The organism is Thermanaerothrix sp. (assembly GCF_056331585.1).
Genome location: NZ_JBWGPQ010000038.1, coordinates 1 through 23,946, shown reverse-complemented (window position 1 = coordinate 23,946; position 23,946 = coordinate 1). Strand labels below are relative to the sequence as shown.

The window sequence follows — 23,946 nt, the reverse complement described above, 5'->3', positions numbered from 1 at the left end:
GTGGGGGGGAGGGGGGGGGGTGGTGCTGCGTTCGCGAAGAGGTCATCGCCGAACCAGCCGCCGGTGTGTTCGGGCAGGCCGGTCGGGTGACGGCGCAGGGCCTGGGTCTCGCCGGCCGATGGGGCCGCTGGAGGCGAAGTGACTGGCGCCTCACCCGCGGTCACTGCGGAGCTAGGGACGTCGGGTACGGTTGGACGGGCTGCCGCCCCGGGCTCAAGCGGGCTTTGCGGGCTTTGTGCGAATGAGGCAGGTGCCTCAGGCAGGGTCTCAGCAGCAGGTGAGCCGGGTTCAGCTGCCGTTTCCGCCGCGGATTCTGCACCGGGCGGCGTGTTTGCAGCGGCAGGGGAGGCTGAGCCTTGTGCCGCAGGTGGCGTAGACGGCGGTGTGGGTGTGGATGTGCCGCCCGCGGCCGGGGCCGGCTGTTCTCCCGCCGCGGCCGCCAGCCGGCGCAGGCGTTCGCCGGGGCGGGTGGGCTGGGTATCGTCCAGAGGGGTTTTCTCGTCTTGATTCATTGTGGTCACCTTCGCCGGGACAGAGTGATTCAACTCGCCTCTATCGCAGACCGGGTTGTCCTCATTCTAACATAAGATGAAAGGCTCACGGCGTTAGATGAGTAGGTACCATGCCAGGCCGCCCAGGACGAGGTTGATCCCCATATGGGCCCAGGCGGCGGTGTGCCAGGTGCCGCGGCGCAGGCGCAACCCAGCCAGTGCCAGCCCCAGGCCAAAGGCCGGGAGAAGCAGGAGGGGCCGCCCCTGCCCAAGGGCAAACAGCGCTGCCGAGAGCACCACAGCGCGCGAGCGGCCCCATCGGGCGGCTATTGCATCCAACAACGCGGCGCGAAAGAAATGCTCTTCCACCCACGGTGCAAGAATTACGCCAATCCCCAGCCAGAGGGCTGAGATAGGTGGAGGCAGGTTGGGGATCAGTGCACTTGCGTCCGGCCAACGGCTCTCAAACCCGGCCAGAAGTAGGGCATAGGCCAAGCCGGCCAACCCACCCAGCCCCAACCCCAGCAGGAAACCCATTCCCTGGTCACGCAGCGATGTCCAGCCCTGCGCCAGTAACGGTCGACCCCGTGGTAGTGGCGTCGCTAACAGCAAGGCTAACACTTGCCATAAATATAACCATGGCTGGCCCAGCATTAATATCTGGGTTGGCTGGGGGAGCATACTTGCTGAGGCGCGGGCACCGACGAGGAGCACACCCAAATAGAGCAGCCAGGGCAACCCATAGGCCAGAATGAAGGTCCCCAACATTGCCCGGGGCGAACCTGGCTGCAACCAGATCAACAGCCACCGTAATCCCACCAGGGCCAGCCCCAACAGCCCCAGCATAGGGAGCAGCAGGATCAGCAATGGGCGCAGTTCGGCAGCATTGGGCATCGGCGGGTTAGTGATGCGGGACCAGGATTGGCCCCCAGGCTTTCCGGGCTATGTTTCCGTTACGGAGGCCGCCCCTGGTCACATGACATTAGCAACCACCCAACTCAATCGGCGTCTGACAGGGTGTAGGCGTACGCGTTGCCGTCGGTCTTACCGTGTTGGTCGGCGAAGGCGTGCGGGTTGGCGTCCTGGTGATGGTCGGCGTGGGAGTGATGGTGCGGGTCGGGGTGATCGTGCGCGTGGCGGTCGGCGGCGCCGGCGTGAACGTGCGAGTTGCCGTGCGGGTGATGGTGGGCGTGCGCGTGACGGTGCGGGTGTAGGTGGGCGTGGGAGTCGGCGCCTGAAGCACTAGCGTGGTCAGAATCAGGCTCGATTTCGGACGGCCATCGGTGTTGCGGGCTAGGATGGCAACCGTGTAAGTGCCGTTTTGGATCACCTGACCGGGCTTATTCGAGGCTCCCTGCCACCAGGTATCAATGCCCACGCGACGGGTGGTACAATTGCCTTGGCTATCCCCAAAGAGGCAGTAGATGGGTGAGGTATCACGGAAGTAATGCACTAAGTTACCGTTGCTGTTGTAGACAAAGAAGTAGACGTAGCTAATATTACGATCCCAGTCGCCGCTGCCCTGGTGCCCTTCTACCCGCGCACGCAGGCTGAAATTGAGCCCGGAGATAATCGGCGTGGGCTGAATATTGGGGCCCATCAAGCCACTCACATTCATGGCACAAGACAGAGTGGGCACTGGCGTGGGAGGAATCAGGTTGTAGTAGATGGTACCGTTAAATTCCCCGCTCCAGTAGAAGTTCTGGGCTTCTATCGCCGGAACCGGGGTCACACTCATACGCGGCGTGGGCGTGCCGGCACCAACCACCGGATAGGAATTCACATAAGGTGTGATCCAGAAGGTGAAGGTGTTAGAACCGGGGTTGGGCGAGCCGTAGACCCACTTGAAATAGGTGCTGCCCAGCGCGCCCAGATTCTGGTTGCTGGGGTTGATAAACATATGGGCGAACGGGTAGGTGCCGGTATCGGGCGGGTCGTAAATCTTGGTCGTATTGCCGTTATTGGCGTACCAGTTGAAAATGTGCCCGGGGCGTGGACCCTGCATCTGGTTGTGCCAGTTGCCGCTCCAATCCAACGCTGCACCGCTGAACTGGATCAGATAGGGCCCTGTGTTCTGCAACTGGGATTCGAGCACATAGCCTCCACTGCTCAGCAATTGGAACATCAGGTCTTCTTCACCGATGTTCTGCAGTAGAGAACAATCCGGCACCGGGGTGGGGGTGCGCGTGGCGGTAGGCGTGCTGGTACGGGTGGGCGTGCTGGTAGGGGTATCCGTGGGGGTAAGGGTGGAGGTAGCCGTGGGCGTTTCAGAAGGGGTAGGAGTGAAGGTCGCTGCCATGCCGATGGCACCGGCCAGGCCGGTGACGCGCGAGACGCGGAACTTTTCCACGATGCCTTCGCGCTGGGCACTGACCAATAGTCCATCCCACCATCCATTGGCACCCGGTGTCCACAGGGCAGCCACGTTGGGCAACGGTGTGATCAGGGCATGGCGGTAGGTCAGGGTAACGCGCACGCGGTCGCCGGGACCGCCGGGGTCGTCCATGTAGCGGATGATGTTGCCGTTCTCATCCATTTCAATACACACCGGCAAGTAATCGTGGTACTGAGGAGCAAGGCGTTCGGCGGTCAGGAAACCGAACTGTGGTTGCCCCCCATCATAATGGCGGCTGCTACAAATGGAAACCGCAAAATAGCCAGTGCGGTTGGGGTTGCCGCGATACTGCGTGCTGAACGCGGTAAAAGGATGACTGAGATAGCCGAGATAATCCTGGGCGATGGCGAAATCATCGAACGCCGCCGCGATGCCCATTGCCCCGGCCAGAGCGGCATCACGAATCGAAGGCAAGCGCGCCCAGTCTTGCAGGCGGTTGGTCATCTCTTCGGCCAGGCGGTCGTCTTCGGTGGTCACCCTGCCGTCGCCGTTCCAATCGCGGCGGGACGGCACTTTGCAATCCACTTTACCATCGGCCAGGTCTTCGTCGCCCAGCCCGTAAATGGCATCTGCCTCATCGCAGTAGTCGGGGTTATAAGCACCGGTGACGGCATAGCGCACGCCGAAGCGGGCGCCGTTTTCCAGCGCCAGCCAGGCCTGCATAAAGCGGCCAAACTCAATAATGCCGAAGATCAATAACAAGAACAGTGGCAGGGCCAGCGCGAACTCCACCAGCGCCTGGGCGCGGTGGCGCCGGGCGGTGCAAAAATGTGTTCTGAGGTTAATCATCGTGACCCTCCTCCCTCCCCAAGGGGAGGTTTGCCAAACACCGCTTATGCCGAGAGATCATGTCTTGTGCAAGCATTGTCTTCCCCATCCTAGTCAGTAATACGCGTGTAGATGCGCGAAGCAATATCCTCAAAGATCTTGAGCAGCCCACTGCTGGTACTGGTGTAGTAGTACTGACCGCAACTGCGGTAAGCCGGGGTTGCCGCACACGGGTCGGTGGTGCGGTCGCCATCATCGCCCACCGCCGCGGCATAACGCAGCAATTTCTCACCTAACGCCACATTCCCCAGGCCGATGGAGTAAATGGCCACGTCGTTACCCCGGGGTTCGTTGGGGTTATTAGATTTGGTCAAGGCAAGTTGATCAATCATATCCATCGCATAATCCATGACACTATAACGATAATCCTCAGGGTTCTGAAGCACCCACGTTGTACCCGGCGGGCAGGTGGAGGCACTGGCATCCACACAATAGCGTGGGGTAAGCGAGGTGTCCTTGCAGGCCAAGGGCCACCAACCCTGATTCAACTTGCCATTGCAAAAACCGTTGGGATAGGCCGAGGGCACCGCGCCGCCGGTGTTAGGGGTATCCCCGATGCCGGTGCCGCCGCTACCGTAGGTATCGCTGAGGTTGGCGAAGCCATCCGAAAGCAGGACCAAGACCCAAATGCTATCCGGGCGGGCATCCTCAAACACGCGCGTTGCCGCCCGAATGCCACATCCGGTGCAGGTGGAAAGGAAGGACAGCGAGGGCTTGAGGCCCGGAACACCGTATTTGGCACGCTCCTTGTCGTAGTAAGCAACGCTGGCATCATGATCGGCCTGGGTGAAGACGCCATCGCCATCCCAATCGAACGCGTCCAGTTTGCCGTTGTCATCGCACGGCACCCCACCGGCGCCGAAAGGATTCGGCGCGCCCTCATCGGTGCTCCACCAGCGGTCGGCGACGCGAGGATCGGTCATCGGCGGGCAGGTGTAGCCCAGCTTCGTCGGGTTATCATAATCCGCGCCATCACCGTCCAAGTCCTCAGGGTTGACCGGATTGTAGAGTTTCTTATCCCGCCAGGGCGCCCATAACTTACCGAACGGCGGGTCATCATGCAGTTTAATGCGGTCGATGGCCGCCTTTACCTGCTCCAGGTCATCGCTCATCATGACCAGGTTGCCGCTTTTATCTGGAATTGGGTAGATAACGGCTTGAGAATCAAATGTGACCAAGCCAACCCGGTCATAGCCATCATAGAGTTTATCCACCAGCGCCTTAGCCGCTTCTTTGGCGTCGCGCAGGGATTTACAGGTATTGGTGAGGTTGCAACCGCCGGGGCCATCAGGGTCATAATCCGGGCCGAAGCCAGGCGTGCCCTCGGCCATAGATTCGGAAATATCAATTGCAATCACCAGGTCCACCGACGCCGCCTCGGAGATGGCATCGGTGGTCAAGGGAATACTGCGGAAGCCGAGCAAACTGAGGAAGTACAGCGGCGCGTGTTGGGTTGCGCGCACATAGACCAGGCGGCGCGCCGCCTCGCCGCGCAAAGTATCCGGGCAGCGGCTATAAAAGAACGGCGCTAAGGTTTGCAGGTCCGGGTCCGGACCAAGGATGCCATCGGCATCACAAATGCGCACCACCAGGTCTACCTGGCTCATATCCAGGTTGTGTAGTTCCAGGGCTTCCTCGGCAGAGCCGATCATGCGGCTCAAGTCCATGGTGCCATCGGGATTGCGGTTGACCTCACCCCGCTTAAACGAATTGGCGGCAGCAACCGACGCTGCATCCACCGCGCGCTTGAGATGCCCGTAGGTCACATAAAGTGAGCCGGCATCAATCGCCAGTCCGACGAAGAAGACCAATGCCAGCAGGGTAATGGCAAAGACCACCAGAATCTGACCACGAGGGCGAAAACGGTTCATCTCACGGTGCTCCAGGGGTAGGCGTTGGCTGTGCAGCCGGCAAAGGCATAATCGTGTAGGTCGTGATCTGGAACGGGTCGGGGACAAACGCGGTGAAAACGGGGAGTTTAAGCATTTGCTCATGGCAGTAATACACCTCAACCGCAACAAACCCTTTGTTGGGGGTGGAATAGTCGGAGAGCAAACTCTGAACGACATCACGGGTGAAATGGGGGGCCGTGCGCACCACGTTACCCTGACAGTCTTTATTCCAGTTACCGTAGAGCGAGTAGTACCCGTTCGGTTTGGGCCACACATCGGTCACAATATTACCCGAGACGGTATAGACCGAAATGACCACATCGTCGGTGGCAGGGTTAAGATAAACAAACGGATTCATGCCGTTGCAAAAGTTGGGATCGGTGCACAAGGAAGATCCCTGAGGGGGCGAGAAGATGCACGAGGTAGTAAACCAGAAATCATAGTAATCCGGGTTACTGCACGATCGGGCCCCGATGTGGGCAGTTTGGAATGGATCGCGCACTGAGGCAAAACGCGCCGCCTCGCGGGTCAGGTCGAGCAAGTCAAGGTAATGCCCGATGAACACGGCCACCTCAACGACCCCCAACAGCAAGATCAGCAGGACGGGCAACACCAGCGCCAGTTCAATGAACGACTGGCCACGTGGTTGGGGAAAGCGAACGCGCCTTATGGATAATCTCACCCTGACCTTCTCCGTAAGTTTTTTGAAGATCGACCAGCCACAGCCTTGGCCTGAGATAACCCTCTACCGCGGCCTGATTTTACAATAGTCGAAAGTGGCTTGATCTGTCAAGCCATTCTTAGGATTCTGTAAGGTGACTGTCATGGTTTTATCACTATTTTTTCATCTAATTTTCACGATTAATTATTGAAGTAGGACTCACGTTAGAGACAAAACCGAGCTCTCCCCGTGCCATGGGGCAACGGGGGAGAGCTCGGTATCGGGCATACTTTTCTTCTCGCCTACGGCAGGCGATAGGATAGCAGTTCAATCGTGTAGGGGGGCGCGCCATCGGTTTGGCCCATGCTTTTCACCATGCCCACACCGCGCGCCAGCCATTGTGTACTCTGTTCTTCGATCTCGAACGTCATTCCCTCGGCAACACTGGTGGTGAAATGAACTTCGCACGTCACCCGCAAGGCATTGAAGGTCCCGGCCGGCACGGTGATGGTCTCAAAATCCTCAGCCCGGCAGGCATAATTCCCCTCGGTACGGGTCTCAACGACGATCTCCCCCTCCATGGTGCTCTGGCCACGAAAGACCGTTTTTTGATACCAGGTCTGCCCGGGACGCAGATCGGCCGGGTGATAAAACCCTTCGTTCGACTCGAGGGTGACATCCGTCTGCATTCCTCCGGCGAAGACCGAGCCAGCCACCGGCCCGGGGGTGAGGTAGATCAGGTTGCCGTCCTTGCACTGCCAACGGCCCTGACGCACCGCGCCGGCGGCAAACTCGTCCTGATCCACAAAGCTGTCCGCGGTTACCTTGATAATGGAGCGGGTAAAGGTGTCGGTGGTTTCAGGATCAGTTGGTAATTCCACGTCGTCCCCAAGCGCACCGGTAGATAGGGATTCTTGCAGGCCGGACTGCCGAACCCACCCAATCCGCCCCTGCTCCCGCTGAGCCCACCCTCACCGCCGCTGCCGACGGCGGGAACATCGTGATCTTCAAGATCGTTCCGGGCGAATCACAAGCCTCTTACGAGGTCGGCGAGACCTTCTTCAACCAGAATAATCGCTTCAACCTCGCCGTGGGGGGTGACCACCGCCATCGCGGGGCAAATTGAAGCCAACCTGGCCGATCCCCCGGCCAGCCGCATCGGGACGATCACGATTGACGTCAGCCAATTGAAATCCGACAGCACGCGCCGCGATAACTACATCCGCAACAACGCCCTGGAGTCGGCGCGCTACCCCATCGTCACCTTTGTTCCCACCACCATTGAGGGTTTGCCCACGACCTACGCCGAAGGGCAGGATTACACCTTCCGCGTCCGCGGCGACCTGACCGTGCGCGAGATCACCCGCCCGGTCACCTTTGACGTGACGGCGCGGTTGGAGGGCCAGACCCTGCGCGGCATGGTCACCACGACGATCCGGATGAGCGATTTCGGCGTCGGCCCGATTGACCTGGTGGGTATCCTGCACACCGAAGATGAGGTGAAACTGACGTTGAAATTCGTCGCCCGGCCTTAGATCCGGCCCTCCCGTTCCCCTCCGGCGGAGGGTATAATCAAGAGGTGCTGTGGTTCAGCACCCCTTTCCAAATTAATAATCTTCGTGCAGGAGTAGTAACCGATGAGTGACGGCAAAAAAGTCCGCGTGGCCATCATTGGCGTTGGCAACTGCGCCTCATCCCTGGTGCAGGGGGTTTATTTTTATCGCAACGCGGCGGATACCGACCGCATTCCCGGGCTGATGCACGTCAACCTGGGGGGCTATCATATCCGCGACATCGAATTCTCGGCGGCCTTCGACGTGGTGGATACAAAGGTAGGCAAAGACCTCTCGGAAGCGATTTTCGCCTACCCGAATAACACCTACAAGTTTACCGATGTGCCCCACCTTAACGTGCCGGTTTACCGCGGCATGACCCACGATGGGTTGGGCAAATACCTCAGCCAGATTGTGCGCAAAGCTCCCGGCCCGACCGCCGATATCGTCAAAATCCTCAAGGATACCGGCACCGATGTTGTGGTCAATTACCTCCCCGTGGGCTCGGAAATGGCGACCAAGTGGTACGTGGAGCAGGTGCTGGATGCCGGCTGTGGTTTTGTGAATGCCATCCCGGTCTTTATCGCCAGTTCCGAGTACTGGTCCAAGCGCTTCATTGATCAGAACCTGCCCATCATCGGCGATGATATCAAGAGTCAGGTGGGTGCTACGATTTTGCATCGCGTGCTCACCAGCCTCTTCGTGGATCGCGGGGTACGCCTGGATCGCACGTATCAACTCAACTTCGGCGGGAACACCGATTTCCTGAACATGTTGGAGCGCGAGCGCCTGGAATCGAAGAAGATCTCCAAGACCGGCGCGGTGACCAGTATGCTGCCCTACACCCTGCCGGAGGAGAACATTCACGTTGGGCCAAGCGATTACGTGCCCTGGCTGACCGACCGCAAGTGGTGCTACATCCGCATGGAAGGCACCACCTTCGGTGAGGTGCCGCTCAATCTGGAAGCCAAACTGGAAGTGTGGGATTCGCCCAACTCCGCCGGGGTGGTGATTGACGCCATTCGCTGCGTCAAACTGGCGCTGGATCGCGGCATCGGCGGCCCGCTCTACGGCCCGGCGGCTTACTTCATGAAGACCCCGCCCAAGCAGTTCAAGGATGAAATCGCGCGCGAGATGACCGAAGCCTTTATCCGCGGCGAGAAGGTCTAAGTTCTTTTTGGGCATCCTGGAACGACGATGAAAGGCCTCTCCTTTCTGGGTCCTGGGCACAGGCGCTACGGTTGGGGGGTACTCCTGCTGGTCATCAGCCTGGGGTTGAGCGCCTGTGCCACGGCCTGGGGGGCAACGCCGTGGGTGACGCCCACCGCCTTGGCACCGCCAACTGCGAGCGCAACGGCCGCCCTCGGTTCGGTCCCGCCCACCCCCTCTCTCCCGCCCACTTTGCTCCCTACCCCCTCGTTTTCTCCCACCGCCCGTCCCACCTCATCCCCGCCGCCGCTCTTCCAGACCCGCCAGTTGCTCAGCGGGGTTATCCCCCAGAGCTATCTCGACGCCTGCACCTACCTGCGCCTGCGCTGGACGCCCGGCAATGCCGCGCCGGGCACGATCGTGGTGCCCTTTATGTACCACAGCGTGCGCCAGAGCGGTCGCCCCATCCGCGACAACATTACCGTCAGCGCCGATTACCTGGCGCAAAGCCTCGAACACGCCCACGACCTGGGCTTTCAGACCATCACCATGGCCGAATTGGCCGCTTTCTTGCACCATAACGCCTACATCCCGCCGCGTTCCCTGCTGATCATTGTGGATGATCGCTCGCAGGGCACCGTGCGCAACCATTTTCTACCTCTGCTCGAAAAATACGATTGGACGTTGACCATGGCCTATATCACCGGCGTGGGAAATGACCGCGAATGGCAAGAGATCCGTGACCTGGTCGCCACCGGGCGGGTGGACGTGCAGGCGCACGGCTTCCTGCATAATGCCGAAACCTACTTCACCGAGAGCACCCCGGAAGACATCCTGCACCAGGAAATTGAAGGCCCGATCACGGCGCTGGAAACCCACCTGGGCACTCGCCCCCGCGCCTTCATCTGGCCCGGTGGCAACTTCACCGCCCGCGCCATTCAGATTGCCCGTCAGGCCGGCTACGACCTGGGCTTTACGGCCTACGCCCGCGGCCCACTGATGTTCAACTGGGTTCCCCTGGGTGAGCCGGAGCAAGCCATGCACGACCCGTTGATGGTCTTGCCCCGCTACTGGGGCACCACTGCCTATGTCAACCTGGATGCGGCGGTCGCCATCGCCGAGGCCGCGCAGGCCTTTGCCGCTGCTCAACGCGAGCAGGAACTGGCTTGGTACCGCCAGAACTGCTCGGTGGAGGATCCATTGCCTGTGGAGTGAGTGCCATGACCGATGCCTGGATGGACGGTTGTCCCTTCTGCCGAATTGTGCGCGGTGAGACCAACACGCGTATCCTGTATCAGGACGACCTGGTCACCGCCTTCCCGGATATCCGCCCAATTGCGCCCTATCACTTCCTGATTGTGCCTAACGTGCACCTGGAGTCGGTCAACGAGGTCGAACCGGCGCACGAAGCGGCGCTCGGGCGGATGTTCAGCGTGGCGCGCCGCCTGGCCGCAGATTACCACGTTACCCACAGCGGCTACCGCCTCATCGTCAACACCGGCCTGCATGCCGGGCAATCGGTGTTTCATCTGCACATGCACTTCATCGCCGGGCGGCATATGCCGTTCCGCGCCTGAAAGAGATCGGGCATGCGGCGGAAGGGTATCTGGATCACGTTACTGTGGGGGCTGGGCCTGCTCTTGCTGGCCTGCGTGCGCTATGCCGACCGCGCTCCGGCCTGGGTGCCGGCGGGTTCGGCCTCGGTTCCTGTTTCTGCCGCGGCAACGCTCACCCCGCCCCTGCCCTTCCGACCCCCCACCCGCCCGCCGGGAGCGCCGATCTACACCCCCACCCCCGATCCCCCGCGTGTGCTTCCGACCCTGCGCGTCGCGGAAGAGACCTACACCGTGCAGTCCGGCGACACCCTGGGACAAATTGCCGCCCGCTATGGCCTTGCCTTGGAGGCCCTGATCACGGCCAACCAGATCACCAACCCCGACCTGCTCTACCCGGGGCAAGTGCTGGTCATCCCCGCCCCCACCCCCGCCGGCAGCGCGCCTGCCTTCAAGATCATCCCCGATTCGGAACTGGTTTACGGCCCGGCTACGGTAGGCTTTGACGTGGCGGCCTGGATTGCCGCGCAAGGGGGTTACCTGGCGACCTATCAGGAAACCCTGGGCGAGGTGGCGCTGAGCGGGGCCGAGATCGTGAGCGAGATTGCGCGCAATTTCTCGGTCAACCCGCGCTTGTTACTGGCCGTGCTGGAGCATCAGAGCGGTTGGGTGACCCAGGCCCAACCCGATCCAACCTGGCTGGATTACCCCCTGCGCTACGTGGACACCCGCCGCAAGGGGTTGTATCGCCAGCTGGCCTGGGCTGCCAACAACCTCAACCGCGGTTATTACCTGTGGCGGGTGAATGGGCTGGGGCACTTTTTGCTGGCTGATGGTAGTATCGTGCCGGCGGCCAACACGATCAACGCCGGCACGGCCGGGGTGCAGTATCTGTTCGGCCTGCTCTACGGGCGGGCCGAGTGGGAAGCGGCGGTGGGTGAGAACGGCCTGTTCGCCACCTACGCGCGCTCCTTCGGCTACCCCTTCGATTGGGCAATTGAACCGTTGCTCCCGCCTGACCTGACCCAACCGCCCCTGCACCTGCCCTTCGAGCCGGGGGTGATCTGGTCGTTCACCGGCGGGCCACACGGGGGCTATGGGGATGGTTCGGCCTGGGCGGCATTGGATTTTGCCCCCTCGGATGGCCAGTACGGCTGTCGTGAGAGCGATGCCTGGGTCACCGCTGCCGCGGATGGGTTGGTGGTGCGTTCCGAGCCGGCGGTGGTGGTGCTTGATCTGGACGGTGATGGTTACGAGCAAACCGGCTGGAGCCTGTTCTACCTGCACATCGCCACGGCTGACCGCGTGGCCGCGGGGGTGCAGCTCAAAGCCGGCGACCGCATTGGCCACCCCTCGTGCGAGGGCGGGGTGTCCAGCGGTACGCATGTGCACATCGCCCGCCGCTACAACGGCGAGTGGATCCCTGCCGATGGTCCGCTCCCCTTCAATCTGGATGGTTGGATTTCACAGGGGAAGGGGGTAGAATATGAAGGAACGTTGGTGCGTGATGGTGTGGTCTTGGAAGCCTCAGAACGGCGCAGCCCCCAGAATCAAATCCAGCGCTAGGCCGCTGGGGATTTTGACTATCCTGATGGTCTGGTTGATGAGCGCGCTGGCCTGCGGGGGACAGGCCTACTTCAGCGCGGCCGAATTGACCGCTACCGCTGCCTGGTACAGCGGCGCCGGTGGCGGTAGTGAGATCACGCCACCCGGGCCGGTGCTCCCCACGCCGGTCCAGGGCGAGCAAACCGATCCTACCGTGCCGCCGACAGCACTTCCCCCCGCCCCCACAGGCACCTTCAGCCCTACCCCGACCGACGTCGGCACGCCGCGCCCGCCTATCCTCTATCATGCCCAAGCCGGGGATACCGTGCCGGCGCTGGCAGTGCGCTATGGCGTCGCGCCGGACGAGATCACCTCACCCGATCCGCTTGACCCAACCGGGTTGATCACGCCGGGGCAGTTGCTGGTCATCCCCAATCGCCTCGACGATGGCTTGGGGCCGGATCAGCCCCTGTTGCCCGATAGCGAGGTAGTGTATTCCCCATCAGCGTTGGGATTTGACCTGGAGGCTTACATCAAATCCGCCGGGGGGTATCTGGCGGCTTACCGCGAATACCTCACCGACCGCACCTACACCGGCGCGGGGGTGATCGAGCGGGTGGCGATTGAAAATTCGGTCAACCCGCGCCTGTTGCTGGCGCTGGTGGAATATCAGAGCGGTTGGGTCTACGGACAGCCCGATTCTCCGGCGAAAGTGGATTACCCGCTGGGGTGGGTAGCCCTGGAGCGGAAGGGGCTTTACAAGCAACTCACCTGGGCGGTGCAGAATCTGTTTATCGGCTACTACCGCTGGCGCGAGGGCCGTCTGACCACCCTGACCTTCAAAGACGGCAGTACGTTGCGCCTGGCGCCCAGCCTGAACGCCGGCTCGGTGGCATTGCAGCACCTCTTCGCCCAACTTTACCCTTACCCACGCTGGGCCGAGGTGCTCTACGGGGAACAGTCCCTCCCGGCACTGTACGAGCGCATGTTCGGCAGTCCGTGGCTGCGTGCCCAGACGGTGGAGCCGCTAATCCCGCCGGGCACCACCCAGCCCGATTTCATCCTGCCCTTCCTGCCCGGACACACCTGGGCGTTCACTGGCGGGCCGCATTCAGCCTGGGGCCCCGATAGCGCCCTGGCTGCGCTCGATTTTGCCCCTTCGTCCACCCAGAGCGGCTGTACCCCCTCGGATGAATGGGCGACCGCTGTCGCCGCGGGGCTGGTGGTGCGCTCAGAGAAGGGGGTGGTCGTGCTCGACCTGGACGGCGACGGGCACGAGCAAACCGGCTGGGCCGTGTTATACTTGCATGTTGCCAGCGAGGGCCGCCCCCCGGTCGGCACCTGGCTGGAACAGGGCGATTTGGTCGGGCACCCGTCCTGCGAGGGCGGCTCGGCCACCGGTACCCATATCCATATTGCGCGCAAGTACAACGGCGAATGGGTGCTGGCCGATGGCCCCCTGCCGTTCGTTTTGGACGGTTGGCAAGCCCAAGCCGGTCGTGCTCCCTACCAGGGCCGCTTGGTGCGCGGCGATGAGGTCGTGGAAGCCTGTACCTGCGCGTCGTTTGAAACTCACATTACCCGCCGCACACCCTGAGCGTCCTGGGCGCGGCGAGGGATCCACCGAGTTATGTACCGATTTCGCATTCTGAGCGTGATTCTATTGATCAGCGCGGTGGTGGCATGTGCGCCGCAGCCGACGCCGTCTCCCCTGCTTGATCTGGCCGCCACCCGCCGAGCGGCCGCGACGCCTACCCCGGCGACGACCGCTACGGCGTTCCCTACTCGCCCGCCCTACCCACCCGGCACCCTGGTGGATTACACCGCCCAAACTGGCGATACCCTGCCGGCGTTGGCAGCGCGCTTCAACACCACCGAGGCCGAGATTCGCACTGCCAACCCCATCCTGCCCGAGCGCGTCACCACCCTGCCGCCGGGCTTGCCGCTGAAAATTCCCATCTACTACCGCCCGCTGTGGGGAAACCCCTACCAGATTTTACCGGACAGCCTCTTCATCAACGGGCCGGCCCAGCAAGGGTTCGACGTGGTTGCCTTTGTAGATGCTCAACCCGGCTGGTTCAAGTCCTACACCGCGTATCTGGGCGGCCAGAATCGCCGTGGGGGGGAGATCATCGCCCATATCGCCAAGAATTTCAGCCTCAGCCCGCGCTTGCTGTTGGCTCTACTGGAGTATCACACCGGCGCGCTCACCCAGCCCGAGATGCCGGCCGACCTAGGGCCATATCCCCTGGGCTACGCCGATCGCAATTACCCGGGACTGGGCCAGCAACTGACCTGGGCGGCCAATACCCTCAACAACGGCTACTACGCCTGGCGCAGCGGCCATTTGATCAGCATCGAACTGCCGGATGGGCGGGAGGAAACGATTGACCCCTGGCAGAACGCGACCAGCGCGGCGCTACACTATTACTTCTCGCGCCTGCTTGGCGGCACGGATTACGATCGCGCTATCGGCCCGGATGGGCTGGCGGCGACCTACCGCGCCCTCTTCGGTGATCCCTGGCAGGACGTGCAACCCCACCTGCCCGGTAGTTTGGAGCAGCCGGCGCTGCGCTTCCCCTTTGCATCGGGCAAGCCCTGGTCATTCACCGGCGGCCCGCATACGGCATGGGGCAGTGGTGAACCGTTGGCGGCACTGGATTTTGCCCCGCCGGCGGTGGTGGGGGGCTGTCAGCCCAGCGAGGAATGGGCAACGGCCGTGGCCGACGGTGTGATTGCGCGAGTGGACACGGCCAGCCTGGTGCTCGACCTGGACGGTGACGGCGATGAGCGCACCGGCTGGACAATCTACTACCTGCACCTGGCGCAGGCCAGTTTGCCCGCCGTGGGCACGGTGCTCAAGGCGGGTGACCCGATCGGGGTGCCCTCCTGCGAGGGGGGCACGGCAACCGGCACGCACGTGCATATCGCCCGTCGCTATAATGGAGAGTGGATCCCTGCCGATGGCCCGCTGGCGTTCAACCTGGAAGGCTGGGTGGCCGTCAACGGCGCTGCGCCTTATGAGGGCTACCTGGTGCAGCGCGGTCAGCGCATCCGCGCTTGCCTCTGTTCCGACCGCGCCAGCCAGGTCGAATCACGGCCGTGAGATTTCTTCCGCCTGCTGCCAGTAGGTTTCAAACAGCGAGCGGTCGGTGGTGGAGAGGGTATACTCGCTGAGGCGGATGTGCTTGCCGTAGGCCGCGTCGAACGGCGGCATGTTGATCGCCCGCCCTACGCTGTACAAGAAGCGGTCGTGTGGCATGTCGCGCCGCCCCAGCAAGCGGAATTCCAACCATACCCCTTTGTGGGCCAGTGCGGCGCGGATGGTGGCATATTTCTCCGCTGTAATTTGCGGCGGGTGTGGATCACGCGGCTGGGTCTGCTCGCGCGCCGTCAGCAGGCGCACCGAACGCACGCGCGGCGTCCCTTCCTGGAAGACATCCAACAGTAGATCAAAGACGCGGTCGTTGAAATAGGGATCCATCCAATCTATGTAATCCTGACAACTGGTCAGGAAGCGGCGCAGGGTCGCCCGTGTGGTCTCGGGGTCGCTGGGATCGGTGCGCAGGCCAACAATCTCGAAAGGCGTATGCGTCTCCAATAACGCTGCGGGATCGCGATGTACCCGCCCGCGCTGGCGCACGTAAGCGGCGAGTTTGCGGAAGGGATGTGCCTCAGGGAGCGCGCGGGCGCAGAACTCGTAATCGCCGACCACAAACAGCGCCAGACGGGCACGCGTGACGGCAACATTGAGCAGGTTCTCGGTGTTGTGCAGCCAATTCAGCGTGCCTTCTGCTATCCCCGGGCCGATCACGGTGGAAAAGAGGATAATGTCCTTCTCATCCCCCTGAAATGTATGCGCCGTGCCCACCGTGATCGCGCTATCCAGGGTTTGCAAGTTGTTTTGCAGGTGATCGGCTTGCAAGCGGAAGGGCGTCACCACCCCCAGGCTAATGTCGCGCTCCAGACCCCGGGTTTGCAAGCGTTCCCGGATTCGGGCAATGAGTTGGAACACCGCCTCGCTTTCGGCTGAATTGCCCCAACTGCTCCCCCGGTGCATCAGATTGCCCGCCGGCACATCCAGCCAATACACCCCGCCCCAGCGAACTGTAAACTCGGGATCGCGGTAGCGCCGCCGCAAGTCGGTTTTGATCTGCAGCCGCTCTTGGTAGAAATTCTGGTTGGAGAAGGTGATGATGCGTTCATCCGAGCGGTAGTGTTCGTTGAGCAGGATCACCCCCGGCTGGGTGCCGATACTGCGCTCGGCCAGGTCATAGAGCGATTGTTTGAGGTAATTGTAGGCGCTGAGATCAATGCCAATTTTTTGGGCCACATCCTGATGAACGTTGGCTTGAATGGTGGCTACATGGCGCAATTGCTGCGGATCGCCGATGATGGCGATGCGTTTGGCGCGGTAAAGCAGGGGTAAGGCCGAGGCAATATCGCATTGCGAGGCCTCGTCAATGACCACCAGGTCAAAAAGCGCGCCTTCCAGGGGAATGCTCTGCCGCGCACTCAGGTTCGTGGTTGCCCAGATGGGGAAGACGCGCTGAGCGGCCTCAAAGTGGCTATACACTATGGCCTTCAACTCGCGCCGATCGCCTTCGGAGGGTTGGTAATCCGGATCGTTCAACGTCTCCAGCGCGGTTACGTACTGGTTAACCTGCTTGATCACCTCATTGGGCAGGTGGCACACCTGTTTGAGCCACACCGTGCGTAGAACCTGCCGGCTGAGGGTAAACAAGCGCTCTTGCGTCTCGCTCAGGCGCTGGATGATGTGCTCTTCCTCACCCAGTTGTTCCAGTTTGGCCTGGTCATCGCGGCGCAGGGACTCGACATCCCAGGCGCGCAGGAAATTCAACCAATCCTGCACGGCTTGCACAGCGTCTTGGGGGTGTTCAAACCCTTCAAAACGCCACAGCCGGGTCACGGTGCGGGCGGGGGATGCGGCCAGCTGTTTCAACGCCACCAGCCCGCGCCGATTGCGCCCGATGAGGTCGTTCAATTGTTCCGCCAGGCGCGTTAACGCGGCTTGTAACTGGTCCAATGTTGCCAATGCTGCGGTCAGGTCCTGCTTCAGCGGCGTGGGGTCAAACCGCAGGCCGGTGGGCTGATAGGGATCGAACACGCCTGCGAGGTCAGCCAGCAGCGCTTCGCCGGCAGCGGGCAACGCGGCGCGCCGGTGTTCAACTTCGGCTTGGGCGGCAGCGAGCGCCGCTTGCGTCTGGTGGATCTGTTGGGTCAGGCGCGCCAAGTGGGCCCAGGTGAGCGCATCTTCAGCCCAGGTGCAAAGATCATCTGGGGTGAGGGTGGGCAGGGCCGCGGTTAGCGCGGGGAGGGGCAGCGGCGCCAGCACCTGGGCTAACGCCCGTCCGGCGCGTTTGATCAGCCCGTTGCCGCTCAAGCGGTTCACCAGACGCCACCACCACGGCATGCGCTCTTCCACGGCAGCGGTCGCCAGGGTGAGGGTTGCCGCCGCGGTCGTTTCGATGCGCTGGATCACCTCTGCGGGGAGGGACTCCAGGTGCGCCGGGGTTTCATCGTCGCCCGGGTGGTGCAACCTTGACCATGCATTTTGTTGCTCTTGCTGAAGGTCGCTCAAGGTGCGGGTGAGGGCTGAGATTTGCCCCTCAGCCTCAATGCGCTCGATCAGGTTCAGCCAATGCTGGACGAGCGTCCGTTCCTGGGTAAGGGGTTCCGCCGCAGGCGATAGGTCTAACCAAGCGGTGCTTTCCCCGTGATATTGGCGCGCCGCATGGAGGGCGGCGATCAGGGGGTGCTGGGGGATGGGGCTTTCCTCGGGTGGGGTGAACTCTAACCGCACCGCCAGGTGGGATTTCAGGGTTCGCTGCTGCTCGGCCAGGCGCAGCGCCGTGATAAGCAGGTCGCTCAGTTCGCGTTCCAGATTTTCGGCATCCCGGCGGGGCAGGCGCGGGAGCGGCTGGGCGGCATCAAAAAGGGCTTGCAGGTCGGGGGGCAGTCGCCGCAGATATAACGCGCGCTCTTCGTGGTACGAAGCCAGACGGCCCTTCAGTTCGCGCACCGTCTTGAGGTTTTCTTCATCGGCGCGCATGCCATCCAGCGCGGCGCGGCAGGCGATCCAGGTAGCATCCACCTCATCCTTGAGCCGCGGTGGGGACTGAGTAGCGGTGGTCCCAATCTCGTTCAGCGCCTTACGCATGCGTTGAACCGCTTCGCGCAGGTACTGGCGGTTACCCACGCGCACCGCGCCGGGAACATTCAGCGTCTCGGTCAGGCGGTTCATCACCACGTTCACCGCCTGGTTGTTGCGGCTGGCAAAGAGCACCCGCTCACCCCGCAAGAAGGCATCCACCAGCAGGTTGAGCACCAGTTGGGACTTGCCGGTGCCGGGCGGGCCGGTTACCACCAGCACCGGCTCGCTTCGCGCGGCATGCAGCGCCTGGATCTGGCTGGGATACAGCGGGGTGACGAAGAGGTCATCCTGGTGCGGGGCATCGTCGGCGGTGAGGGTATGGGTAGGCACCGAATTCAACAGGAGGCGCAGGGCTAGTGGAATCTTAGCCCATTTTCCGGTCTTAGCCAGGTCGGAAAGTTCCAAGAGCAGGTTGATCGTCGCGTTGGAATCGGAAACCGCGAACAGGCTCAAGCCGCGGTAAATCGTGCCGGGGATGATCTCGGTCTCCACCTGCGGCGGCTCAAAATCGAGCAGTTCGGCGATTTTATTCAGCACAGCCTGTTCAACGGCGTCATAATCCCCACCCAGAGGTTCGAGTTCGGCTAGAAAGGCTTCGATCTCTTCTTCGCTCAACCCCATTTCTTTGAGCGCGGCGTAACTAACTTCAAGGGATTCGGGGCTCAGCAGATAGAACTGGCGAGGGACTGAGATCGAATCCTCTTCCACGCTCCGTTCCTTACGTTCGGCCGAGAGTGGCACGTAAAGCAGGGGTACAATCTTGTTGTGATCCAGGATCAGGAAGTGCTGTCCTAAGCAGAGTTGCCGGCGGTTCGGCACTTTCTCATTGATAAACTGCACATAGGGCGGTTGACGTTTAAGCTCATCCTCCTGATGAGGTCCCAAAAATGCTAACTGGGGTACTTCCCAGGCTTTGCGCCCACGATAGACCTCAAGCCACTCATGGCGTTCGCTAGCGGGCAGGGGGATGATATTGTCGCGATTCTCGATCACAAACTGTTGTAGGTTTTCACGCACCAGGCAGTTATGCAGGTAGGTCACCAGGGCTTCCCAGGTTTGGGGTGAGGTAATGGCGTTCACCTGCGGCGCCGGTGTGGGGGAGTCAGCGGCGGTCGTTTTGCGCGCCACCCGCAAGGGGCGAGCGGTGCTGCCGTAAGTGCGGGGCGCTTCCATCGCGGCAGGGGGTTGCGCCGATGGGGGTGAGTCTTCCGAGTTCGGGGAAATCACGAACTGCCCCCCAGCTTCATGGCAGGATAAAATGCCTTTGATGTTGAAGGTCAGGGTGTTATCGGTATTTCGTGAACGGGCTTCAAACAGCCAGTCATTTCTCCAATTCAAGGGCTGGATCTCGTGCTCGTGCACCTCACCCATGCGGTTGCGGTAGCGGATGGTCAGTGTGAGGTTATTCTGCATGGCGCGGTTGATCAAGGCTCGGTAGTCGGGCATGGAGAAACGGCTCCTGAGGGTTAGGATGAATCGCGCCAGGTCGCGGCCAGTTGCTCAGCCAGGGTGGTGAGAGTTGGGGATAAGCCCGGGTGGGGATGGGCGCCCAATGGTTGGATGGCGGTCAGCCCCCAGCGGGCCCCGCCGATACTGCCGACCAGGATCGGGCAGTAGTTGGCACTGCCGGCAAAGCGCACCGCGGCGGTCATGGCGGTGGAAAAATCTGCGTTGCGGTTCAAAAAATACAGCGCCGCTCGCAAGACCTCGGGGGCAAACCCGCCGCGCGAGAGGCGTAGCGGATCGTGGTGGTGGTACAACGCATCCTGAGTTTCGGGGCGGCGTCCGGTGGCAGCCCATGCCAGCGCGTCTTCCCAGGGCATATCACGGATGAGGGCACGGCACAGGCGAACGACCGCCGCGGCCACATCCCCGGCCAGGGGGTGGGTATGGGTTAGGCGGGCTTCAACCTGGGCGACTTCGGCTAAGGCCTCATCGGGCAGGAAGGCGGCCATCGCTAATGGCGCGCTGCGGTGGGGCGGGTTGACCCCCGCTGTCTTTCCGCCAGCCTGGCGATCTACGACCTGCACCGCGGCCTCTAACGACCAGCCCTGGCTCAGGCGCGAAAAAACACCCGCGGCAGTCGGGCCGGTATCAAACCCCTCGCGCTGCCACCACGTCAGGTAGCGCGCCAGCAGGTCGGCGGGGTCAAAGGCGCGGCAGGCGACCAGGCTCTCGGCCACGATGCACGCCATGCGCACCGGCCCGCCGATGCGATCGCCGTAAGCCAAGCCCCACAGCACCCCTTTGACCCGTTCTTGCACCTTGCTCACGCCATCCATTCCTCTCCTCCCCAAGCCGTGACGCGAATTTTGGCGGTCTAAGGCGCCGGGGACTGCCGCTTCCACTGCGGCCAGGGCCACTGGCGCAGGCTCTCGATGTACTGGTGTGCGGTCAGGTCTAACTGAATCGGGGTAATGGAAACATAATTTTGGGCCAGGGCGCCGATATCGGTGCCCTCTTCGGCCACGCCACCCGGCGCATCGCCGCCAATCCAGTAGTAGGGGCGGCCACGCGGGTCCTCGCGGCGGATCAACTCGTCGTGGTAGATGCGCAGGCCCTGGCGGGTGATCTGCAAGCCACGGAGTTCGTCCAGGGGCGCATAGGGAATGTTCACGTTTAACAAGACGTTGGGGGGCAAGCCATGGGTTAACACCTGCTCGGCAACCAGAATGGCAATGTGGGCCGCCGTGGAATAATCCAGGCGGTCGAGGTGGTTGCTTTCTTTCGAATCCAGCGAGAAGGCAATCGAGGGAATGCCCCAGATGGTGCCCTCCATGGCGGCGGTAACGGTGCCGGAGTAGGTCACATCATGGCCAACATTGGCGTAGGGGTTGATGCCCGAGACGACCAGGTCAATCTTGGTGGGGATGAGGCCGAGCACGGCCAAGGCAACGCAATCCGAAGGCGCACCATCGCTGGCCAGGGCGGGGGTGCCATCCGCCAGGGTAACCTCTTTGACCCGCAGGGGGCGGTGCAGGGTTTTGACATGTCCCGATGCCGACCAGTTGTGATCGGGGGCGAGCACGGTGACCTGACCGAGGCGGCGCATGGCTTGCGCCAATGCCAGCAGACCCGGTGCAGTTATGCCATCATCATTGGTAACCAGAATATGCGTCATCTATCCATCTCCCTCTGGGGAGAATTATACCCGCAGAGGCAGGGGTATGACTTGACAATTTCTTAACACCTACCCGGGCAGCGTTTAACGCCGGAGGATCATCCCCCCGGTGGGTCGCTTCGTTCAACCGCACGGTGGTTTGAGCGTAGGAAGGTCAAGAGCGGACACGGTGGTCATTGGGTTCCTCGTTTTCCGTAAGCGTTGCTACCCCAGCGACGCGATCGCGTTCCCACAGTCCGTGACCCCCAGGGCAGGTGAGGGTCATTCTTGTACCTCGGAGAGCGAAACTACTCCGGCGGGTAGCGCAGCGGGAGTTGGCGCTGGGCGAAGCGACTCTGCCACCAATCCGAGATCACGGTGTGGGCAGCTTGGAGCAGGTTGATGCGCGGGCCGCGCACGGGGATTTCCAGTTCGCGCTTGTCGCAGACGGTACTCAGGTTGGCCTGGTCCACCTCGGCTTTGAGCGTGCGCAGGGCCTGGCGGCGGGCCTCCCCCTCGGGTGTCGTGGCGACAATGCGGTCAATCTCGGCCATCAGTTGGCGCGCGCGGCGAATGCGGGCGTCGGTGGCGGCGGCCTGGGCCGGCTCGATCAGCCCGAAGGCCCCTTTAAGGTTGTTCAGGCGCAATCCGGCCTCGTAGGTGGCATCCACAATCTGATCGCGATTCATCCAAACCGTCTCGTAGTTCAACACGTACTTCCAGGAGGGGGCCAGCAGGCGCCGGCGATGCTCTTCCAGCGTGCGGGCAAAGAGGCGGTAGCCGTGCTTTTGGGGTTGCTCAAAAGCCTGGCTGCCGGGGTCGAGGAAGGGCGCCAGCGGGGAGATGAAAGGAATCAGGCGCGGGCCGTAGTGCGGGGTGAAGCGTTCCAGCAGATCGCGCGCATAATCCACCGTCGCCATCACCGAATCGTAGGTCTGTTCCTTCAACCCGACCATGAAGAAGATATCCAGGCGCTGGCAGCCGGCGAGCAGGGCGGCTTCCATGCTGGCTTCGATCTCGGCGTTGGAGTAAGGGCGGCCAAAGGCGCGCCGCACCCGCTCATCGTGCGATTCGAGCGAGATTTCCACGGTGAAGTTGGGCAAGGCGCGCGCCACCTGCTGGAAAAATTCGGCTGGGGCGGCATCGAAGAGTTCAATGAAGACCGGCTTATCGTAGCCGGCGATGGCGTCCAGGAAGCGGCGGGCATAGTCCTCGCCGGGCTGACGGATATCGCCAAGGATGAAAACCGGGCCACGGCTGTACTCGCCGATGCGGCGGATATCCTGGGCCAGTTTCTCGGGCGAGCGAAAGGCGGGGCGGGTGCGCCCGTGGATCTGACGGAAGGCGCAGGCTGAGCCGCCGCAGGTGACGCAATTGTAGCGGCAGCCGCGCACCGAAAGCGCCGCAGTGATGGGATAGCGCAGCCAGTTGCGGAACGGCTTGTAGGAGGCCAGGTCGCGGTAGCGCACTACCGAACGCAGGACATGGGTGTAATCCAGCAGCAGGTCGTCCAGCGTATCCGGAGAATAGGTAAGGGGGTTGACGTGCGCCTCGCCCTCGGCATCCTTCCACACCAGGTTGGGGATGGCTTCCAGGGCGCGCGCAGCGGAACTGGTGGCGGTGGGGTGCAGATCGCCCCCGGCCCGCAGGTACTGCATCAAGAGTAACAACGGGTGCTCGGTGGAATCACCGCGCAGGATAAAATCTACCGCCGGGTAGGCGATCAGTTCGCGGTGAAAATACGAGGAAGAGAAGCCGCCGAAAATCACCGCGCGGTGCGGGTGCAAGCGCTTGACGATGTGGGCGACCTCGATGGCGCCATGGGCATGGGGGAGCCAGTGCAAATCAATCCCGAATGCCAGCGCATCCAGGTGCTTGAGGTAGGTTTCGGGGTCAAAAGCGGGGTCATCTAGCATGCGCACGGCCAGGTTGAGGATGCGCGTGCGCAACCCATGGCGTTCAAGATACTCGGCCATCGTCGTAAACCCGATCGGGTACATTTCGAAAACCGGGGTGGAGGGTACCAGATCACTGACCGGGCCGAAGAGGATGGCCTCGCGGCGGAAGTCATAGACACTGGGAGCGTGCAGGAAGATCAGATCGGGAGTTGCCATGGTTAAATTCGCTCCAGGTCGAACGGACTGCGTTCCCCCAATGGGTGGGGAAACGACGCAATACGCGTTCGATTATATCATGCAAACGAGATATTCCCTGAGAATTTGTTCTTAATTTCACAATATGAGGGGTAAAGATTGGCGGGGTGACAACATAAACGCACGTCGGCCGGTGTAGGGGGATATCTCGTGGGGAACTCCCGATGTGGGTGTGCCGTTGTAGGGCTGGAAGACCTGCGCCCCCCAGGCGGTAGTTGCCTGTACGGATGGAATGAGAGAACGCGCATCTCGGCAGGATGCCCGGCTGGTTTCAGTATCCACTAACGGATCGAGGCGACTGCAACAAACATATCAACTCTATACGGCGTCCTCGGAATTACCGTTTCAGTATCCACTAACGGATCGAGGCGACTGCAACTCATTCCCCCCAGCAGGGGTGATAGTGCTCGCCGAGTTTCAGTATCCACTAACGGATCGAGGCGACTGCAAC

Annotated in this window: 17 protein-coding genes and 1 pseudogene; 8 read left to right on the top strand and 10 right to left on the bottom strand. The window is 61.8% G+C overall.

Features of this window, described 5'->3' with window-relative positions; genetic code table 11:
* The 6 genes and pseudogenes from AC01YT_RS11690 to AC01YT_RS11665 form a co-directional block, all read right to left on the bottom strand.
* Positions 1-512 (bottom strand): annotated as a pseudogene (locus tag AC01YT_RS11690) (hypothetical protein); the annotation flags it as partial.
* A gap of 93 nt (positions 513-605) precedes the next feature.
* The gene (locus AC01YT_RS11685; protein ID WP_476675619.1) at positions 606-1,385 is read right to left on the bottom strand and encodes a CPBP family glutamic-type intramembrane protease; all 780 of its coding nucleotides are present in this window, start codon (positions 1,383-1,385) and stop codon (positions 606-608) included.
* Between the two features lie 88 nt (positions 1,386-1,473).
* A complete protein-coding gene (locus tag AC01YT_RS11680; protein WP_476675617.1) occupies positions 1,474-3,675 on the bottom strand; it encodes a TadE/TadG family type IV pilus assembly protein in 2,202 nt (733 codons plus the stop codon).
* Positions 3,676-3,764: 89 nt separating this feature from the next.
* Positions 3,765-5,585 (bottom strand): pilus assembly protein TadG-related protein, encoded by a 1,821-nt coding sequence (locus AC01YT_RS11675; RefSeq protein ID WP_476675615.1) that lies wholly within the window; start codon positions 5,583-5,585, stop codon positions 3,765-3,767.
* Position 5,586: 1 nt separating this feature from the next.
* Positions 5,587-6,288 carry a TadE/TadG family type IV pilus assembly protein gene (locus AC01YT_RS11670; protein WP_476675613.1) on the bottom strand — a complete coding sequence of 234 codons (702 nt, stop codon included), beginning with the start codon at positions 6,286-6,288 and terminating at the stop codon, positions 5,587-5,589.
* Positions 6,289-6,569: 281 nt separating this feature from the next.
* Positions 6,570-7,148 (bottom strand): TapB family protein, encoded by a 579-nt coding sequence (locus tag AC01YT_RS11665; RefSeq protein WP_476675611.1) that lies wholly within the window; start codon positions 7,146-7,148, stop codon positions 6,570-6,572.
* Positions 7,149-7,267: 119 nt separating this feature from the next.
* Between AC01YT_RS11665 and AC01YT_RS11660 the strand changes: the two genes are divergently transcribed.
* The 8 genes from AC01YT_RS11660 to AC01YT_RS11625 all read left to right on the top strand — a co-directional run bounded on the left by AC01YT_RS11660 (position 7,268) and on the right by AC01YT_RS11625 (position 15,173).
* A complete protein-coding gene (locus tag AC01YT_RS11660; protein ID WP_476675609.1) occupies positions 7,268-7,393 on the top strand; it encodes a hypothetical protein in 126 nt (41 codons plus the stop codon).
* Positions 7,365-7,802 carry a YceI family protein gene (locus tag AC01YT_RS11655; protein WP_476675607.1) on the top strand — a complete coding sequence of 146 codons (438 nt, stop codon included), beginning with the start codon at positions 7,365-7,367 and terminating at the stop codon, positions 7,800-7,802. The genes AC01YT_RS11660 and AC01YT_RS11655 overlap by 29 nt, the downstream gene beginning before the upstream one ends.
* Positions 7,803-7,904: 102 nt before the next feature.
* Positions 7,905-8,990 carry an inositol-3-phosphate synthase gene (locus tag AC01YT_RS11650; RefSeq protein ID WP_476675605.1) on the top strand — a complete coding sequence of 362 codons (1,086 nt, stop codon included), beginning with the start codon at positions 7,905-7,907 and terminating at the stop codon, positions 8,988-8,990.
* 27 nt (positions 8,991-9,017) lie between these two features.
* Entirely contained in the window at positions 9,018-10,184 is a 1,167-nt protein-coding gene (locus AC01YT_RS11645; RefSeq protein ID WP_476675603.1) for a polysaccharide deacetylase family protein, read from the top strand.
* 5 nt (positions 10,185-10,189) lie between these two features.
* The gene (locus AC01YT_RS11640; RefSeq protein ID WP_476675621.1) at positions 10,190-10,546 is read left to right on the top strand and encodes a histidine triad nucleotide-binding protein; all 357 of its coding nucleotides are present in this window, start codon (positions 10,190-10,192) and stop codon (positions 10,544-10,546) included.
* A 12-nt stretch (positions 10,547-10,558) separates the two neighbouring features.
* Positions 10,559-12,088, top strand: coding sequence for a LysM peptidoglycan-binding domain-containing protein (locus AC01YT_RS11635; RefSeq protein ID WP_476675601.1), 1,530 nt, complete (start codon positions 10,559-10,561; stop codon positions 12,086-12,088).
* Positions 12,009-13,664: a M23 family metallopeptidase gene (locus tag AC01YT_RS11630; RefSeq protein WP_476675599.1), complete on the top strand. Its 1,656-nt coding sequence runs from the start codon at positions 12,009-12,011 to the stop codon at positions 13,662-13,664. The genes AC01YT_RS11635 and AC01YT_RS11630 overlap by 80 nt, the downstream gene beginning before the upstream one ends.
* Positions 13,665-13,697: 33 nt before the next feature.
* Complete coding sequence (locus tag AC01YT_RS11625) at positions 13,698-15,173, top strand: LysM peptidoglycan-binding domain-containing M23 family metallopeptidase (RefSeq protein ID WP_476675597.1); 1,476 nt, start codon at positions 13,698-13,700, stop codon at positions 15,171-15,173.
* Here the strand turns inward: AC01YT_RS11625 and AC01YT_RS11620 are convergent.
* From AC01YT_RS11620 to AC01YT_RS11605, 4 genes are all read right to left on the bottom strand, one after another.
* Complete coding sequence (locus tag AC01YT_RS11620; RefSeq protein ID WP_476675595.1) at positions 15,162-19,688, bottom strand: DEAD/DEAH box helicase; 4,527 nt, start codon at positions 19,686-19,688, stop codon at positions 15,162-15,164. The genes AC01YT_RS11625 and AC01YT_RS11620 overlap by 12 nt on opposite strands.
* 20 nt (positions 19,689-19,708) lie before the next feature.
* On the bottom strand, positions 19,709-20,524 hold the full coding sequence (locus AC01YT_RS11615; RefSeq protein WP_476675593.1) for an ADP-ribosylglycohydrolase family protein: 816 nt from the start codon (positions 20,522-20,524) through the stop codon (positions 19,709-19,711).
* Positions 20,525-20,562: 38 nt separating this feature from the next.
* A complete protein-coding gene (gene surE / locus AC01YT_RS11610; protein ID WP_476675591.1) occupies positions 20,563-21,363 on the bottom strand; it encodes a 5'/3'-nucleotidase SurE in 801 nt (266 codons plus the stop codon).
* Between the two features lie 287 nt (positions 21,364-21,650).
* On the bottom strand, positions 21,651-23,456 hold the full coding sequence (locus tag AC01YT_RS11605) for a TIGR04190 family B12-binding domain/radical SAM domain protein (RefSeq protein WP_476675589.1): 1,806 nt from the start codon (positions 23,454-23,456) through the stop codon (positions 21,651-21,653).
* Positions 23,457-23,946 lie beyond the last annotated feature (490 nt).

Coding starts and splice junctions, on each gene's coding strand:
- AC01YT_RS11680 (WP_476675617.1), bottom strand. CDS start 3,675: ATGATTAACCTCAGAACACATTTTTGCACCGCCCGGCGCCACCGCGCC.
- AC01YT_RS11625 (WP_476675597.1), top strand. CDS start 13,698: ATGTACCGATTTCGCATTCTGAGCGTGATTCTATTGATCAGCGCGGTG.
- AC01YT_RS11650 (WP_476675605.1), top strand. CDS start 7,905: ATGAGTGACGGCAAAAAAGTCCGCGTGGCCATCATTGGCGTTGGCAAC.
- AC01YT_RS11675 (WP_476675615.1), bottom strand. CDS start 5,585: ATGAACCGTTTTCGCCCTCGTGGTCAGATTCTGGTGGTCTTTGCCATT.
- AC01YT_RS11635 (WP_476675601.1), top strand. CDS start 10,559: ATGCGGCGGAAGGGTATCTGGATCACGTTACTGTGGGGGCTGGGCCTG.
- AC01YT_RS11605 (WP_476675589.1), bottom strand. CDS start 23,456: ATGGCAACTCCCGATCTGATCTTCCTGCACGCTCCCAGTGTCTATGAC.
- AC01YT_RS11615 (WP_476675593.1), bottom strand. CDS start 20,524: ATGGATGGCGTGAGCAAGGTGCAAGAACGGGTCAAAGGGGTGCTGTGG.
- AC01YT_RS11645 (WP_476675603.1), top strand. CDS start 9,018: ATGAAAGGCCTCTCCTTTCTGGGTCCTGGGCACAGGCGCTACGGTTGG.
- AC01YT_RS11685 (WP_476675619.1), bottom strand. CDS start 1,385: ATGCCCAATGCTGCCGAACTGCGCCCATTGCTGATCCTGCTGCTCCCT.
- AC01YT_RS11620 (WP_476675595.1), bottom strand. CDS start 19,688: ATGCCCGACTACCGAGCCTTGATCAACCGCGCCATGCAGAATAACCTC.
- surE (WP_476675591.1), bottom strand. CDS start 21,363: ATGACGCATATTCTGGTTACCAATGATGATGGCATAACTGCACCGGGT.
- AC01YT_RS11640 (WP_476675621.1), top strand. CDS start 10,190: ATGACCGATGCCTGGATGGACGGTTGTCCCTTCTGCCGAATTGTGCGC.
- AC01YT_RS11630 (WP_476675599.1), top strand. CDS start 12,009: ATGAAGGAACGTTGGTGCGTGATGGTGTGGTCTTGGAAGCCTCAGAAC.